This window comes from Cupriavidus pauculus (assembly GCF_008693385.1).
GTDB lineage: Bacteria > Pseudomonadota > Gammaproteobacteria > Burkholderiales > Burkholderiaceae > Cupriavidus > Cupriavidus pauculus_D.
The window spans coordinates 2,343,042-2,357,653 of sequence record NZ_CP044065.1; the positions used below are offsets into that span (position 1 = coordinate 2,343,042).

At 66.8% G+C, this 14,612-nt stretch carries 11 protein-coding genes; 8 read left to right on the plus strand and 3 right to left on the minus strand.

Going from position 1 to position 14,612, the window contains the following annotated elements:
* Positions 1-47: 47 nt before the first annotated feature.
* Complete coding sequence (alaS, locus tag FOB72_RS10760; protein WP_150372500.1) at positions 48-2,672, minus strand: alanine--tRNA ligase; 2,625 nt, start codon at positions 2,670-2,672, stop codon at positions 48-50.
* A gap of 184 nt (positions 2,673-2,856) precedes the next feature.
* Between alaS and FOB72_RS10765 the strand changes: the two genes are divergently transcribed.
* From FOB72_RS10765 to FOB72_RS10775, 3 genes are read left to right on the plus strand one after another with little or no spacing between them, the layout of a single operon-like run.
* The gene (locus tag FOB72_RS10765; RefSeq protein WP_150372501.1) at positions 2,857-4,077 is read left to right on the plus strand and encodes a CaiB/BaiF CoA transferase family protein; all 1,221 of its coding nucleotides are present in this window, start codon (positions 2,857-2,859) and stop codon (positions 4,075-4,077) included.
* Between the two features lie 41 nt (positions 4,078-4,118).
* Positions 4,119-4,571, plus strand: coding sequence for a DUF2214 family protein (locus FOB72_RS10770; RefSeq protein ID WP_150372502.1), 453 nt, complete (start codon positions 4,119-4,121; stop codon positions 4,569-4,571).
* 16 nt (positions 4,572-4,587) lie between these two features.
* Complete coding sequence (locus tag FOB72_RS10775; RefSeq protein WP_150372503.1) at positions 4,588-5,610, plus strand: tripartite tricarboxylate transporter substrate binding protein; 1,023 nt, start codon at positions 4,588-4,590, stop codon at positions 5,608-5,610.
* Between the two features lie 22 nt (positions 5,611-5,632).
* Here FOB72_RS10775 and FOB72_RS10780 read toward each other — a convergent pair whose 3' ends face one another.
* On the minus strand, positions 5,633-7,405 hold the full coding sequence (locus tag FOB72_RS10780) for a potassium/proton antiporter (protein ID WP_150372504.1): 1,773 nt from the start codon (positions 7,403-7,405) through the stop codon (positions 5,633-5,635).
* A gap of 405 nt (positions 7,406-7,810) precedes the next feature.
* Between FOB72_RS10780 and FOB72_RS10785 the strand changes: the two genes are divergently transcribed.
* Together FOB72_RS10785 and FOB72_RS10790 are read left to right on the plus strand one after the other, a co-directional pair.
* Complete coding sequence (locus FOB72_RS10785; protein ID WP_150372505.1) at positions 7,811-8,272, plus strand: tripartite tricarboxylate transporter TctB family protein; 462 nt, start codon at positions 7,811-7,813, stop codon at positions 8,270-8,272.
* 13 nt (positions 8,273-8,285) lie between these two features.
* The gene (locus FOB72_RS10790) at positions 8,286-9,788 is read left to right on the plus strand and encodes a tripartite tricarboxylate transporter permease (protein ID WP_150372506.1); all 1,503 of its coding nucleotides are present in this window, start codon (positions 8,286-8,288) and stop codon (positions 9,786-9,788) included.
* 79 nt (positions 9,789-9,867) lie between these two features.
* Here FOB72_RS10790 and FOB72_RS10795 read toward each other — a convergent pair whose 3' ends face one another.
* Positions 9,868-10,752 (minus strand): LysR substrate-binding domain-containing protein, encoded by an 885-nt coding sequence (locus FOB72_RS10795; protein ID WP_150372507.1) that lies wholly within the window; start codon positions 10,750-10,752, stop codon positions 9,868-9,870.
* Between the two features lie 173 nt (positions 10,753-10,925).
* On the opposite strand from FOB72_RS10795, the gene FOB72_RS10800 reads away from it, so the two are divergent.
* The 3 genes from FOB72_RS10800 (at position 10,926) to FOB72_RS10810 (ending at position 14,610) form a co-directional block, all read left to right on the plus strand.
* On the plus strand, positions 10,926-11,930 hold the full coding sequence (locus FOB72_RS10800; RefSeq protein WP_150372508.1) for a Bug family tripartite tricarboxylate transporter substrate binding protein: 1,005 nt from the start codon (positions 10,926-10,928) through the stop codon (positions 11,928-11,930).
* Between the two features lie 18 nt (positions 11,931-11,948).
* Complete coding sequence (gene ggt / locus FOB72_RS10805) at positions 11,949-13,574, plus strand: gamma-glutamyltransferase (protein WP_150372509.1); 1,626 nt, start codon at positions 11,949-11,951, stop codon at positions 13,572-13,574.
* 148 nt (positions 13,575-13,722) lie between these two features.
* Positions 13,723-14,610, plus strand: a complete 888-nt coding sequence (locus FOB72_RS10810; RefSeq protein WP_150372510.1) for a PhzF family phenazine biosynthesis protein — start codon at positions 13,723-13,725, stop codon at positions 14,608-14,610.
* The last annotated feature ends 2 nt before the right edge of the window (positions 14,611-14,612 follow it).

Consider the following 14,612-nt stretch of genomic DNA (forward strand, 5'->3'; position numbering starts at 1 on the left):
TCTACCGCCTCTCCCCGAGAGGGGAGAGGGGAGCAAACCCTGCAGACTCAGACCTTTGCCGCGACCCAGTCGCTGACACCCGCCAGGGCGTTCGGCAGGTTCGCCGGCTCCGTGCCACCAGCCTGCGCCATGTCCGGACGGCCACCGCCCTTGCCGCCCACCTGCTGGGCGACGAAGTTGACGAGGTCCCCGGCCTTCACCTTGCCCGTGGCATCGGCGGTCACGCCCGCAATCAGGCTCACCTTGCCGTCGGTCACGGCGCCCAGCACGATGGCCGCGCTCTTGAGCTTGTCCTTGAGCTTGTCCATCGTCTCGCGCAGCGTCTTCACGTCCGCGCCGTCGAGCTGGGCGGCCAGCACCTTCAGGCCCTTGACGTCCACGGCCTGCTCGGCCAGTTCGTCGCCTTGCGAGGCGGCCAGCTTGCTCTTCGCGCGTTCGAGTTCCTTCTCCAGCGCGCGCACCTGGTCCTGCACCTGCGCGATGCGCGACACCAGCTCCGAAGGCTGCGCGCGCATGGCGGCGGCGGCTTCGTTCAGGCGCGCGTCGAGCGACTGCAGGTAATGCAGCGCGTTATCGCCCGTGATCGCTTCCACGCGGCGGATACCGGCGGCCACGCCGCCCTCCACCACGATCTTGAACAGGCCGATATCGCCCGTGCGCGACACGTGCGTGCCGCCGCAGAGTTCCTTCGACGAGCCGATGGACAGCACGCGCACGTCGTCGGCGTACTTCTCGCCGAACAGCGCCATCGCACCGCTCTTCACCGCATCGTCGAACGGCATGATGCTGGCCGTCGTGGCCTCGTTGCGCAGAATCTCGGCGTTGACGATTTCCTCGACCTGGCGGATCTGCGCATCGGTCATCGGCGCGTTGTGCGAGAAGTCGAAACGCGTCTTGTCGGCATCGACCAGCGAACCTTTCTGCTGCACGTGGGTACCGAGCACTTCGCGCAGGGCCTTGTGCATCAGGTGGGTGGCCGAGTGGTTGCGCATCGTGCGCGCGCGGCGAATCTCATCGACCTTCGCGGCCACGACGTCGCCGACCTTCAGCGCGCCGCCCGAGAGCGTGCCCTGATGGCCGAACACGTCGGCCTGCACCTTCGTGGTATCGCCGACGGTGAACACCGCGGCACCGGCCACGAGCGTGCCCTGGTCGCCGGCCTGGCCGCCGGACTCGGCGTAGAACGGCGTGTGGTCGAGCACGACCACGCCTTCCTGGCCCGGCTGCATCGTCTGCACCGCGGCGCCATCCACGTACAGCGCGATGACGCGCGCCTGCTCGACGCCCAGCGCGTCATAGCCGTGGAACACGGTCTTGTCGCCCGAGTACTCGAGGCCGGCGGCCATCTTGAACTTGCCGGCCGCGCGGGCCTGCTCGCGCTGACGCGTCATGGCGGCATCGAACGCGGCCTCATCGACCGTGATCTCCTGCTCGCGCGCCACGTCCTGCGTGAGGTCGAGCGGGAAGCCGAACGTGTCGTGCAGCTTGAATGCGAGCTCGCCGTCGAGCACGTTGCCGCCCTTCGACTTCAGTTCGCTCACGGCGCCTTCGAGAATGGTCATGCCGTTCTCGATGGTCTCGAAGAAACGCTCTTCCTCGGCCTTCAGCACCTCGGTCACGCGCGCCTGCGCATCGGCGAGTTCCGGGTAGGCGGCACCCATCTGCGCGACGAGGTCGGGGACCATCTTGTGGAAGAACGGCGTCTTCTGGCCGAGCTTGTAGCCATGGCGAATGGCGCGGCGCACGATCCGGCGCAGGACGTAGCCACGGCCTTCGTTGCCGGGAATCACGCCATCGACGATCAGGAACGAGCAAGCGCGGATATGGTCGGCGATGACCTTCAGCGAGTTCTGGTTCAGGTCGGTGATATGCGTTTCGCGCGCGGCGGCCTGGATCAGCGCCTGGAACAGGTCGATCTCGTAGTTGCTGTGCACGTGCTGGAGCACGGCCGCAATCCGCTCGAGGCCCATGCCGGTGTCCACGCACGGCTTGGGCAGCGGCGTCATGTTGCCCTGCTCGTCGCGGTTGAACTGCATGAACACGAGGTTCCAGATCTCGATGTAGCGGTCGCCGTCTTCTTCGGGCGATCCCGGCGGGCCACCCCACACTTCGGGACCATGGTCGTAGAAGATCTCCGAGCACGGACCGCACGGGCCCGTATCGGCCATCTGCCAGAAGTTGTCGGACGCGTAGCGCGCGCCCTTGTTGTCGCCGATGCGCACGATGCGCTCGGCCGGCACGCCCACTTCCTTGGCCCAGATGTCGTACGCCTCGTCATCCTCGGCATACACGGTGACCCACAGCTTGTCCGCGGGCAGCTGGTAGACCTTGGTCAGCAGTTCCCACGCGTACTGGATGGCGTTGCGCTTGAAGTAGTCGCCGAACGAGAAGTTGCCCAGCATCTCGAAGAACGTATGGTGGCGGGCGGTGTAGCCCACGTTCTCGAGGTCATTGTGCTTGCCGCCCGCGCGCACCGAACGCTGCGAAGACGTCGCGCGCGAATACGGGCGCTTGTCGGTGCCAAGGAACACGTCCTTGAACTGCACCATGCCGGAATTGGTGAACAGCAGCGTCGGGTCGTTCGCCGGCACCAGGCTGGACGAGCGGACCACGGTATGGTCCTTCGACTCGAAGAACTGCAGGAACTTGCTGCGAATGTCGGAGACTTTCATGTTATGGCAGGCGCAGCCCATTGCCGGGCGGCTGTTCGGAATTGGATTTGCAAACCGTTGATTATACGGGGAAGCCCTGCCGGAGGGCAGACTCCGCGCACCGGCCAAGTGCGGTCGGCGGCCTGCCCGGTGGTACAGTGCGATCTTTCCCAATTCCGCGCCGTCCCTGCCGGCCTTCCCCCCAATGGGAGCCTTGAGCCACCTTCGCGTCCTCGACCTGACCCGCGTTCTCGCCGGGCCGTGGTGCGCACAGAATCTCGCCGACTTCGGCGCCGATGTCATCAAGATCGAGCGCCCCGGCGCCGGTGACGATACCCGCACGTGGGGGCCGCCCTGGCTGAAGACGGAGGACGGCCGGGATACCGCCGAGGCCGCCTACTACCTGGCCGCCAACCGCAACAAGCGCTCGGTCACCTGCGATATCAGCACGCCCGAGGGCCAGCAGCTCGTGCGCGAGCTCGCGGCGCAGAGCGATGTCGTGCTCGAGAACTACAAGGTCGGGCAGCTGAAGAAGTACGGGCTGGACTACGACTCGCTGCGCGCGGTCAAGCCGGACCTGATCTATTGCTCGGTGACGGGCTTCGGCCAGACGGGTCCGTATGCGAACCGCGCCGGCTACGATTTCATCATCCAGGGCATGGGCGGCTTCATGAGCCTGACCGGCGAGCGCGACGACCTGCCCGGCGGCGGGCCGCAGAAGGCCGGCGTGGCGATCTCCGACCTGATGACGGGCCAGTACGCGACCATCGCGGTGCTGGCGGCGCTCGCGCACCGCGACCGCACCGGCGAGGGCCAGTACATCGACATGGCGCTGCTCGACGTGCAGGTGGCGATGCTCGCCAACATGAACACCAACTACCTGGCCAGCGGCGTGGCGCCGAAGCGCTGGGGCAACGCGCATCCGAACATCGTTCCCTACCAGACGTTCCAGGCCGCCGACGGCTGGATCATCGTCGCGGTGGGCAACGACGGGCAATTCCGCAAGTTCGTGACCGCGGGCGGGCGTCCCACGCTGGCCGACGATCCGCGCTTTGCCACCAATCCGCAGCGCGTGGCGAACCGCGACGTGCTGGTGCCGATTCTCGGGGAGATGGTGCGGCCGCGCACGCGCGCGCAATGGATCGCGGACCTCGAGGCCGCCGGCGTGCCGTGCGGCCCGATCAATACGCTCGACGACGTGTTCGAGGACGATCAGGTCAAGGCGCGCGGCCTGCGCGTCGATCTGCCCCATCCGACCGCGGGCGAGGTGAAGCTGGTCGGCAGCCCGATCCGCATGAGCAAGACCCCGCCCGAGGCGCTGCGCCACCCGCCGCTGCTCGGCGAGCATACGGAGGCAGTGCTGGCCGACACGCTCGGTTACGACGCCGACCGTATCGCCGCGTTGCGGGGCAAGGGCGTGATCTAGCGAGACCGGCCCCAAGAACAATATTCCCCACAGGAGGAGACATGCTGACCGATGCGTTGCTCGCGTTCTTTCACTTTGGCGCCATCTTCCTGCTCGTCACGCTGATGGCGGCGGAGGCCGTCGTGCTGCGGCCCGACATGACGCCCGCCGTGCTCCGGCGCCTGTCCCTCTACGATCTGTTCTATTTCCTGTCGGCCATCGCCGTGCTGGTCTCCGGCCTGCTGCGGCTGTTCTATGGCGCCAAGGGCATGGGTTTCTATATCCACAACCCCTGGTTCCACGCGAAGATGACCGTCTTCGTGCTGATCGCGCTGTGCTCGCTGCCGCCGACGTTCGCCATCGCGCGCTGGCGCAAGCAGGCGCGCACGCTACCCGAGTTCGTCCCGACGCCGGCCGAGATCAAGATCGCGCGCCGCTGGGTCATGATCCAGGCGCACGTGCTGATCCTGTTGCCGCTGTGCGCGGTGATGATGGCGCGCGGGATCGGAATGTAATTTTCTTGTTTCTGTCATGCTGAATACATGGATCCAGGCCACCAAGCTGGCCATTACCACCGTCGCCATCGTCGCTGCCGCAACGGCCGCGCCCGCATACGCGGCGCCTGCCGGCAACTGGCCCGCCAAGCCCATCCGCTTCGTCGTGCCCTACCCGGCCGGCGGCCCGCTCGATACCGTCGCGCGCGCCATCGGCGAGAAACTGCGCGATGAACTCGGCCAGCCCGTCGTCGTGGAGAACAAGCCCGGCGCCGGCGGCAACCTCGGCGCGGACTTCGTGGCCAAGCAGCCCGCGGACGGCTATACGATCCTGATGGGCGCGGTGGCGACGCATGCGATCAACCCCACGCTGTTCACGAAGATGCCGTACGACCCGATTCGCGACTTCGCACCGGTGACGCTCGTGGCGGATGTGCCGAACGTGCTCGTGATGCATCCGGGCAAGGCCGCGGAACTGCATATCGACAACGTGCGCGACCTCGTCACGTACGCGCGCAGCCATCCGGGCAAGCTCGACTATGCGTCGGGCGGCAACGGCAGCGCCGGGCATCTGTCCGGCGAACTGTTCAAGAGCATGGCCCACGTGAGCATGGTCCATATTCCGTACAACGGCGCCTCGCCCGCGCAGCTGTCGGTGCTCTCGGGCCAGACGGATCTGATCTTCGACAACCTTGCCTCGGCCTCCGCCAATATCAGGGCGGGCAAGCTCAAGGCGTTCGCGGTGACCACGCAGGCGCGCGCGGCCGCATTCCCGGAACTGCCGACGATTGCCGAGGCGGGCAAGGGGCTTGGCCTCGAAGGGTTCGATATCTCGACGTGGTTCGGCGTGTTCGCGCCGGCCAATACGCCGCGCGAGATCGTCGATCGGCTCAATCGCGATATCGTCGCGATCCTCAAGACGGACGACATGCGCGCGAAGCTCGCGCGTATCGGTGCGCAGCCCGCGCCGACCACGCCCGAGCAGTTCGCCGCGCTGATCCGCCGCGAGCTCAAGAAGTACGGCGAGGTGGTGAAGGTCTCCGGCGCCAAGGTCGACTGACGAACCTCGACTGGCGAACCTGTTATGGTGCGCGGCGGTGGAGCCGCCATGCGCTGTCCCTGGCCGCGGCATCGCCCGCCGGGCCGCGCGGCAGCAACAACCCCACCTGCACGATACGCGGGCCGTCCATGCGCGTGACCGTCAGCCGCAGTCCGGCGACCGCCACCGCATCGCCCTCGACCGGTGGCGACGGAAACGCCGCGAGCATCGCGTCTTCCAGCGTCTTGCCCGTCTCGGCTGGCGTCAGCGCGCGCGTGCCGTACAACGCGGCCACCTCGTCGAGCGATGCCTCGCCCGACAGCAGGAAATCGTGCGAGACCTGATCCCATTCGGGCGGCGTCGCTGGCGTAAGGAACAGCTGCGACAGCATGGGGACGCTCGTGGCCGGCGCCAGCACGGACACGGCGTCGCCGGCACGCAGCACCGCCTGATCGAGCGGCGCCAGCGCACCGTCACGCACCACGGCCACCACGGCGCAGCGCGGCGGCAACTCCAGCCGGTCCGCGCGCTGGTCCGTCACGGGCGAATTGGTCGCGACCAGAAACTGCATGAGTTCGAGCGCGGGCGCATGCGTGCCGCGTAGCCGCTCGCGCGAGAGCGGCTCGGTATAGCTGGGCCGCATCACGCGCGCCAGCCGCGCGGCCAGCGCGACGGTCGTGCCCTGGCACAGCAGGCTCAGCAGCACCACGGCAAAGGCGACGCGGAAAATCAGGCCCGAGTCCTCCATGCCCTTGAGCAGCGGAAACAGCGACAGCACGATGGGCACCGCGCCGCGCAGCCCCATCCAGCCCAGGAACGCCTTTTCCCGCCCGTTGAAGCGGAAGGGCAGCAGCGACAGCCAGACGGCCACTGGGCGCGCCACGAACATCAGGAAGACGCCGATCAGAAACGCCGGAAGCGCGATGTCCCAGATGCGATGCGGCGCCACGAGCAACCCCAGCAGCAGGAACATGACCGACTGCGCGAGCCACGCCATGCCGTCCATCGCGCGCATGGTGTCGGACGTGACCGCGCGCTCGCGGTTGCCGACGAGCACGCCCGTCAGGTACACCGCGAGGAAGCCGCTGCCGCCGGCCGTCTGCACGATCGCGAACACCATCGTGCCGCCCGCGCAGACGAGAATGGCCTGCAGGCCCTCGGCCACCTGGATGCGCTCGAGGACATTGGCGAGGCAGTAGCCGAGCCCGAGCCCCAGCAGGCCGCCCACGCCGAACTGCACGAGCAGCCGCAGTCCGAGCGCGCCCGGCGTGAGCGCGTCCGGCGCGGTGATCCATTCGATCAGTGTCAGGGTCAGGAAGATCGCCATCGGGTCGTTGATGCCCGATTCGATCTCGAGCACGCTGCCCACGCGTTCCTTGAGGCGAATGCCGCTGCTGTTGAGCAGCGAGAACACCGCGGCCGCATCGGTGGAGCCGACGATCGCCCCGAACAGCAGGCCGAGCTTCCACTCCACGCCGAGCAGCCAGCTGGCGAACGCCCCGACGAGCCCCGCGGTCACGAGTACGCCGACGGTCGCGAGCGACAGCGAGGGCCGCAGCGCCACCCGGAACGTGGCCAGCCGCGTGCGCAGGCCGCCATCGAGCAGGATGATGGCCAGGGCGACGTTGCCCACGAGGAAACTGAGCCAGGTGTTCGAGAATTCGATATGGCCCGGACCGTCCACGCCGGCCAGCATCCCGACGCCGAGAAAGACGAGCAGGAACGGCACGCCGAAGCGCGACGAGAACGCGCCCACCACGATGCCCAGCGACATCACGACGGCGCCGATCAGGATGGCATGCTCGATGCTCTCCACGCGCGATCTTTCCTTTCGAAGCTTTCAACCCAAGCTTTCAACCGAAGCTTCAAACCTTTCGGGTGGCTTTCCGTTTTCTTTCAGCGCGCGGGCGGGCGCAGTGGTCCCGCCGATCATAACCGAGCCTCCCGCGTTCCACAGTCGGGCGCCCGCTGACGCCCGGCAGCCCGCCTCCTGCCTGCGTTCCCGGTATTTACCCTCAGCCTTTCTGCATCCTTTCATACGTATTCCTAGGGACATACCCTGAGCATGACGTCAAATGCAGACATGTGAAAGGTAGCTGAAAGGTACCGCTTTTACCTTCCACCCTGCTCGCGACGGGGTCAGGGGCAAATCGCCCCCTTGTGCAGTGCGTCAACTGCACCGTTGCGAAGAATTTCAAGCGTCTTATCGAGGAGAATCACTTTGCGCATACGTAGCCAAAAGGACTTTGCCTCCGGCCTGATGTTTATCCTGGTCGGTATCGGCTTTTCCTGGGTCGCCCGTACCTATTCCATGGGCACCGCCGCCAAGATGGGGCCGGGATACTTCCCCTTCTGGCTCGGCATCGTGCTGGCCCTGCTCGGGGTCCTCGTGCTCTGGGGCTCGATGTCCTTGAAGTCCGAGGAAGACCACCTCGCCAAATGGGATATCAAGACCCTGCTGTGGATTCTGGGTGCCGTCGTGCTGTTCGGCCTGCTGCTGAAGCCGCTCGGCATGGTGCTGTCGGTGTTCGTGCTGGTGATGGTCTCGTCGATGGCGAGCCATGAATTCAGCTGGAAGGGCGCTCTGGCCGCCGCGGTCATCCTGGTCGTGATCAGCATGGGTGCGTTCGTCTACGGCATCAACCTGCAGATGCCGGTGTGGCCTGCTTTCATTACCGGCTAAGGAGACGACTCTCATGGAATTGTTGGCCAACCTGGGATTGGGCTTCTCGACCGCCCTCTCCTTCCAGAACCTCGCGTACGCGTTCCTCGGCTGTATCCTGGGCACGCTGATCGGCGTGCTGCCGGGCCTCGGCCCGCTCGCAACCATCGCGATGCTGCTGCCCGTCACGTACACGCTGCCCCCGGTGGCCGCGCTGATCATGCTGGCCGGTATCTACTACGGCGCGCAGTACGGCGGCTCCACCACGGCCATTCTGGTGAACCTGCCCGGTGAATCGTCGTCGGTGGTGACGACGATCGACGGGTATCAGATGGCGCGGCGAGGACGCGCGGGTGTGGCACTGGCGACAGCGGGCCTAGGCTCGTTCTTCGCCGGCTGCGTGGCCACGCTGATCCTGGCCGCGTTTGCCGCACCGCTGTCGGAGCTGGCGTTCAAGTTCGGTCCCGCCGAATACTTCTCGCTGATGGTGCTGGGCCTGATCGGTGCCGTGGTGCTGGCGTCCGGCTCGCTCGTCAAGGCCATCGCGATGATCGTGCTGGGTCTGCTGCTGGGCCTGGTCGGTACCGACGTGAACTCGGGCGCGGCGCGCTTCTCGTTCGACGTGCCCGAACTGACCGACGGCCTGAACTTCGTGTCCGTGGCAATGGGTGTGTTCGGCTTCGCGGAAATCATCGCGAACCTCGAGCAGAAGGAAGCCCGCGAGACGTTCACGAACAAGGTGACGAACCTGTTCCCGACGAAGGAAGACTTCAAGCGCATGATCCCGGCCGTGCTGCGCGGCACGGTGCTCGGCTCGGCGCTCGGTATCCTGCCGGGTGGCGGTGCTTCGCTGGCGTCGTTCGCGGCGTACTCGCTCGAGAAGAAGACCTCGAAGCATGCCCACGAATTCGGCAAGGGCGCGATCGAAGGCGTGGCGGGTCCGGAGTCGGCCAACAACGCCGCGGCACAGACCTCGTTCATCCCGCTGCTGACGCTCGGCATTCCGCCGAATGCCGTGATGGCGCTGATGGTCGGTGCAATGACCATCCACAACATCCAGCCGGGTCCGCAGGTCATGACCAGCAACCCCGCGCTGTTCTGGGGCCTGATCGCCTCGATGTGGATCGGTAACTTCATCCTGATCATCCTGAACCTGCCGATGATCGGTATCTGGGTGAAGCTGCTGAAGGTGCCGTACCGCTTCCTGTTCCCGGCCATCCTGACGTTCTGCTGCATCGGCGTGTACTCGGTCCAGAACACCACGTTCGACGTGTTCCAGACCGCGGCCTTCGGCCTGATCGGCTACCTGTTCATCAAGCTGAAGTGCGAACCGGCCCCGCTGCTGCTCGGCTTCGTGCTGGGACCGATGATGGAAGAGAACTTCCGCCGTTCGCTGCTGCTGTCGCGCGGTGACTTCGCGGTGTTCGTGACGCGCCCGCTGTCGCTCGGCCTGCTGATCGCCGCGGCGATTCTGGTGGCCATCGTCGCGATGCCGTCGATCAAGGCGAAGCGCGAGGAAGCGTTCCAGGAAGAATAAGCAGGAACGAGGCCGGCACAGCCGGCCACACAACGCAAAGCTCCGGGTGCCGCAAGGCACCCGTTTTTTTTTGCCCGGCCTACGTGCCGAACAGCGACACGCAGGCCTGCCGGATGGCCCCGGTCACGTGATCGCGCCCATGGTCGCGCCGTTCGAGCATGCCGACGGTGCGCACCAGCGGTTCCCCGCCGGACTGCAGCGGCAGGATCCGCAGCGCCTCGTCGTCGCGCCAGCGCGCGCGCTTGAGCAGCGGCACCACGGTCACGCCCACCTCCTGCCGGACCAGTTCGACGAGCGCCTCGATCGAATTGAGCTCGAGAAACTCGTTCACGCGCAGATGCGCGCGCCGCAGCGCCCGCTCCACGAGCATGCCGGTCCGCTGCGTGCGGTCGAACCGCAAGAACGGATTGCCGGCCAACGCCTGCCGCGCGGTCTCGCCCGGCGCGCCGCGCGCCGCGATCGCGACCAGCGGTTCCTGATACAGCGGTGTCCAGCGCAGGGTCCCGGCCGGCCGGGCCGAGCCTTCCACGAGGAAGGCCGCGTCGAGCGTGCCCTGCTCGACCTCCGCCGCCAGCTCGATCGACTTCGCGCCGACCAGCCGCACGTCCAGCGCCGGATAGGCGCGCTTCATCCGCGCCACGGCGTGGGACAGCCCGCCCATGACCGACACCACGGCGCCCACCGCCACCGCCCCCGCCATCGCCTCCGACGCCACGAGCGGCAGCCGCATTTCGTCGTATAGCGACAACATCCGGCGTGCCTGCGGCAACAGCTCGCGGCCGTCGGCATTGAGCACGGCCACGCGTCCGCTGCGGTCGAACAGCTCGCGCCGCAGTTCCTCCTCCAGCGACCGCATCTGCAGGCTGACGGCGGCCTGCGTAAGCGCCACCTGTCCGGCGGCGGCGGCAAACGAGCCGTGTTCGGCCACGGCGACGAAGGTGCGGAGGAAGCGGATGGTGCTCATGGGAGGCGCGACAGGGGCGTAACAGGGCGTGACAGGGGGTGGGCCGGGTCGATGACGAACGCGATTCACAAGGATTTCTTGTGGATCGCAAAAGGAATATTAGCTTTCATTGTGACCGGGCGCGCGGAATAATGGATATTCCTATCGAATCCGCCCTGCCCGGAGTAACTTGCATGACCACAAGGCGCCTGACCCAACCGCTGCGACACCTGGGCCTCCATCTCGGCCTCGGCCTGGCCTCGAGCCTGATGCTCGCCGCCGCCCCGTCCTTCGCGGACACGTATCCCAGCAAACCCATCCGTCTGATCGTGCCGTTCCCGGCCAGCGGCGCGACCGATCTGCTCGCGCGGGCCATCGCGCAGAAGGTGGGCGCCGACATGGGCCAGCAGATCGTCGTCGATAACCGCCCCGGCGCCGGCGGCGCCATCGGCTCCGACATGGCCGCCAAGGCCCCGGCGGACGGTTACACGCTGCTGATCGCGACCACGAGCACGCACTCGATCGGCCCGTATATCAACGCACGGCTGCCGTACAACACCGAAACGGACTTCACGCCGATCGGCCAGGTCGCCATTGCCACGAACATCCTCGTGGTGCCGAACGCGCTCCCGGCGAAGAACGTCAAGGAACTGATCGACTACGCCAAGAAGCATCCGGGCGAGCTCAATTACGCGTCGAGCGGCAACGGCACCATCGGCCAGCTGACCGCCGAGGCCTTCAAGGCGCAGACGGGCACGTTCATCACGCACATCCCGTACCGCGGCACCGCGCTCGCCGTGCCGGACCTGATCTCCAACAAGGTGCAGGTGCTGTTCGACAGCGTGGTGTCCGGCATGCCGCACGTGAAGGACGGCAAGCTCAAGGCCCTGGCCGTGACGAGCCTCAAGCGCTCGCCGCTGGCGCCGGAAGTGCCGACCGTGGCCGAATCGGGCCTCCCGGGCTTCGAGTCGAACACGTGGTTCGGCATCTACGGTCCCAAGGGCCTGCCCGCCGACATCGTCACGCGCCTGAACACCGAGTTCAACAAGGCCATCCAGTCGCAGGACGTCAAGGACCGCCTGGCCAAGCTCGGCGCCGAGCCCGTCGGCGGCACGCCGGCCCAGTTCGCCGCGATGGTGAAGCAGGACAGCGCGCGCTGGGGCAAGCTGATCAAGGATCGCAAGATCACGGTGGACTGACACATAAACGAGACAACCATGCAGAACTTCAACTGGACCAACCCCTACCCCACCGTGCGCATTCCGCTGTTCGCGCGCAACACGGTGTCCACCTCGCATCCGCTGGCCGCGCAGGCCGGCCTGCGCATGCTGCTCAAGGGCGGCAACGCCGTGGACGCCGCGATTGCCGCGGCGGCCGCGATCACGCTCGTGGAGCCCGTATCGTGCGGTCTGGGCAGCGACGCGTTCGCGATCCTGTGGGACGGCAAGGAACTGCATGGCCTGAACTCGTCGGGCGTGGCGCCCGCCGCGTGGAATCCGGACTACTTCAAGGGCAAGTACGGCGAAGCCGGCAACGGCATCGCCAACCGCCCCGTCCGCGGCATCGACTCCGTGACCATTCCCGGCGTGATCGCGGGCTGGGCCGCGCTGCACGAGCGCTTCGGCAAGCTGCCGTTCGAAGACCTGATGGAGCCGGCGATCGAGATCGCCGAGCGTGGCTATGCCATGCCGCCTGTGGTCGCCCACAAGTGGGCCGCCGCCGTGCCCGAGCTGCGCAACCAGCCCGGCTTTGCCGAGACGTTCATGCCGAACGGCCGCGCGCCCGAAGTCGGCGAGAAGTTCGTGTTCAAGGCGGCTGCCGACACGCTGCGCAAGATCGGCGCGACGCGTGGCCGCGCGTACTACGAGGGCGAGATCGCCGAGAAGATCGCCGCGTTCAGCAAGGAAATCGGCGGTGCGATGACGCTCGACGATCTGCGCAACTATCGCCCGGAATGGGTGAAGCCGATCTCGAAGTCCTACCGCGGCTACGACGTGCACGAAATTCCGCCGAACGGCCAGGGTATCGCCGCGCTGATGGCGCTGGGCATGCTCGACCAGTTCGACGTGGGCGCGCTGCCCGTTGACTCGGTGCAGTCGCAACATCTGCAGATCGAGGCGATGAAGCTCGCGTTCGCCGACTTGTACCGCTACGTCGCCGACCCGCGCAGCATGGAAGTCACGCCCGAGCAGATGCTCGACGACGCGTACCTGAAGTCCCGCGCGAAGCTGATCGATATGGACCGCGCCTCGAACCCCGGTTTCGGCATGCCGAAGGCGGGCGGCACCATCTATCTGACGGCCGCCGACGAGAACGGCATGATGATCTCGTTCATCCAGTCGAACTACATGGGCTTCGGTTCGGGCGTGGTCGTGCCGGGCACCGGCATCAGCCTGCAGAACCGCGGCGTGGGCTTCTCGATGGATCCGAAGTCCGCCAACGTGGTGGCCGGCGGCAAGCGTCCGTTCCACACCATCATCCCCGCGTTCCTGACCCGCGACGGCCAGCCCGTGATGAGCTTCGGCGTGATGGGCGGCGACATGCAGCCGCAAGGCCATGTGCAGACCGTCGTGCGCATGCTCGACTACAAGCAGCAGCCGCAGGCCGCGTGCGACGCGCCGCGCTGGAAGGTCAACCGCGACTTCACGCTCGACGTGGAAGGCACGATGAACCCCGATACCGTTGCCGCCCTGAAGGCGCGCGGTCACCAGCTCAAGTCGGTCGAGGATCCGTACATGGACTTCGGTTCGGGCCAGTTCATCTGGCGCCTGTCCGACGATCGCGAGCAAGGCTACGTAATCGCCAGCGACAGCCGTCGCGATGGCCAGGCTGTCGGCTTCTGACAGCGCTCATGCGGCACTGAAAGCGCCACGGGCAACCGTGGCGCTTTTTTTTCGCCAACTGTTCCGTTCGCGAGGGGGGCAACTGTGCATGGCGAACGGCGTGCGCATCACTACACTGGGAGGCCCTGCTTCCACGAGGTTTGCCATCATGGCCACGTACGCGTACCGCATCGTCAACGTCTTCGCCGAGTCCACCCTTGCCGGCAATCCGCTCTGCGTCTTCGAGGATGCGCGCGGCATGGACGACGCGACCATGCAGGCGCTGGCCCTGCAGTTCAACCTCTCCGAAACCACGTTCCTGCTGCCGTCGGAACGCGCCACGCGCCGCATGCGCATTTTCACGCCCAACTTCGAGATGCCGTTTGCCGGCCACCCGACGCTCGGCAGCGCGCACGTCGTGCGCGACCTCGCCGGTTGCGGCGATACGCTCTCGCTCGAGGTCAAGGCGGGCATCGTCCCCGTGACGGCCGGAAATGGCGCGGATGGCGCCAGCGGCAGCGACCGCTGGACGCTGACCGCGCCGCATGACGGAACGCCACCTACCGCGCCGGCCGGCGTGCCCGATGCCACGATCGCATCGCTGCTGGGGCTCGAGGTTTCGGATCTCGCGGGATCGCCGGTCTGGGTCAATACCGGCAGCGAGCAGCTGCTGGTGCCGTTGCGCTCCGCCGAGGCCGTGCGCCGCGCGCGGCCCGATGGCGGGCGCTTCGAGCAATGGCCGCAGAGCCCGGCCTCCGGCCGCCGGTGCGCGTATGTGTTCGCGCCGGATGCGCAGGTGCCGGGCAAGATGCTCGTGCGGTTCTTCTTCACCAAGAACGCGGGATCGTTTGCCGAAGACCCGGGCACCGGGTCGGCCTGTGCGAACCTCGGAGGCTGGCTGCTGGCCACGGGACATCCACTGCCGGCGGTCTACGAGCTCGATCAGGGCGAAGCCGTCGATCGGCGCTGCCGGCTCGATCTGGCCGTGACGGCCGAAGGCGCGATTCGTGTCGGCGGCCGGGTGATCGAACTCGGCCGAGGCACGGTGACACTGTAGTC